The following is a 2,041-nucleotide window of genomic DNA, read 5'->3' on the forward strand; positions in this document are numbered from 1 at the left end:
TGAAAGTCCCTCCGAAAAGGAAGGGAAATTAGGTTGATGTCAAGCCGTGAGAAGTCGGTTTCTGTCCCTCAATGAAAGTCCCTCCGAAAAGGAAGGGAAATTTGCTATCGGGTTCGAGGAGCAGCATTTCTTTCTCCCCCTCAATGAAAGTCCCTCCGAAAAGGAAGGGAAATGACGCATGCGCGCATACGCCGGCTGATTCAAATAACCCTCAATGAAAGTCCCTCCGAAAAGGAAGGGAAATGCTAGTTCTTCTTTGCTTTCGCTGGTGCGGAAAGTCCCTCAATGAAAGTCCCTCCGAAAAGGAAGGGAAATAGCTACCCGAAAATAGCCCGCAACCATGCGGCAGAAACGGGTGCTTCGCGAGAACCTCGCGGAGGCTACACGCAAAATTATACACTCCAACCACATCTACCCCCGCATAACTCCCTGGCAAGGGAAGAAACCATGCGAGCGACACGCCATGTTCCCGTCACGTACCAGGTTCTCGCTCACACAAAGACCCCCGCCGGGTGCTTCCTAAGCGACCCGGCGAGGGTCCTCACGTATGAGAGGGGTTGGCGCGGTTCAGGTAAACCAGACTAACCAAGCTAACCATGCAAACCGGGCGAGCTTCGAGTCTCACGGGACTAGAAAGAACAGCGCATCAAAACCCGAGCCGGCCAAAGCTCGGCCCCGGCGAACAGCGGAACTAGCGCTCCGCCTCCTCACCCAGCATGCCCTCACGAGCCAACGCAGTCAAACGAGACACCGCACGGAAATACTTCTTCTGATAACCACCAGCCAGCATCTCCTCAGTAAACACCTTGTCAAAAGGCACACCCGAAGAAACAATCGGCAAGTCCTTGTCATACAGGCGGTCAGCCAACACCACAAAACGCAACGCCACCGACTGCTCAGTAATCGGGTGAACATCACGCCACGCAATACCATCCAGGCCATCAATCAGCTGACGGTAACGCGACGGGTGCACCTTCGCAAGATGCTCCACCAGGTCAGCGAAGTTATCAACACCAACAGTCTGGCCGCCGAACACTTCCTCAACCTTCGCTTCAAACGCATCATCAGCAACAGGCTCCGGTGCGGCAGGCAGGCCACGGTGACGGAAATCCTCACCATCCACACGGTGCACCTCAAATTGCGAAGCAAGCACCTGAATCTCACGCTTAAAATCCTCAGCCGCAAAACGGCCCTCACCCAGCGCACCAGGCAGCGTGTTCGAGGTCGCCACAAGCTTCACGCCAGCATCCGCCAGCTCACGCATCAGACGAGACATGAGCACAGTATCACCCGGATCATCCAGCTCAAACTCGTCAATACACACCAGCTTATAGCTGCTCAACGCCTCAACCGTTTTACGGAACGTCAACGCACCCACCAGGTTCGTGTACTCCACAAAAGTACCGAACGCCTTCGGGCCGTCCACATAATGCCACAGCGACGCCAACAAGTGAGTCTTACCCACACCAAAACCGCCGTCAAGGTACAGGCCAGCCTTCGTCGAATCCTTCTTCTTGCCACCAAACAGGCGACCAAAGAAACCGGCACCAGCACCGCCACCATTAATCTTGTCGCCAAAATCCTTCAGCTTCTGCACAGCCTCAGCCTGCGACGGCTGATTCGGATCAGGAATGTAGCTATCAAAAGACACTTCACCAAAACGCTCAGAGGGACGGAAACCCGCCAGCAACTCATCAGCAGAAACGCGAGGGATGCGGTCGGTCAAATGTACGGTCGTGGTGGGCACAAAAACTCTTTTCTTCAGTGACGGCGATGTGACTTCCGCTTTAAGTGTAGTACTGTCTAACACCCCGCGTGAGCCGCATGAGTTGCCCGCCACATTACGGGCACGAGGAGGGAGTGGGGGGGTGGGATATGCGGGAGGGGCTTCTGAGCTGGAACGCGGAGGGCGGGATTGCGAAGGCCTGGGCGTTTGGGTGAGGAGGCTGAGGTGGAGTGTGTTTTGGGCAGGGTCTGTCTTGGACGGGTGCTCTTGGGTGGGCGCAGCGTTCGATAGGTTAGTGTCTTCGCCGTGGGTTTT

General features: G+C 55.6%; 1 protein-coding gene and 1 CRISPR repeat array. The gene reads right to left on the reverse strand.

From position 1 onward, the window contains the following. Positions 1-315: direct repeats of the CRISPR family, unit length 29 nt; unit sequence TGAAAGTCCCTCCGAAAAGGAAGGGAAAT. A gap of 376 nt (positions 316-691) precedes the next feature. Continuing rightward, complete coding sequence (gene zapE, locus HMPREF2712_RS08075) at positions 692-1,747, reverse strand: cell division protein ZapE (protein ID WP_005507543.1); 1,056 nt, start codon at positions 1,745-1,747, stop codon at positions 692-694. Positions 1,748-2,041: the final 294 nt, after the last annotated feature.

This window comes from Rothia sp. HMSC064F07 (assembly GCF_001837265.1).
In the GTDB taxonomy this organism is placed as follows: domain Bacteria; phylum Actinomycetota; class Actinomycetes; order Actinomycetales; family Micrococcaceae; genus Rothia; species Rothia mucilaginosa.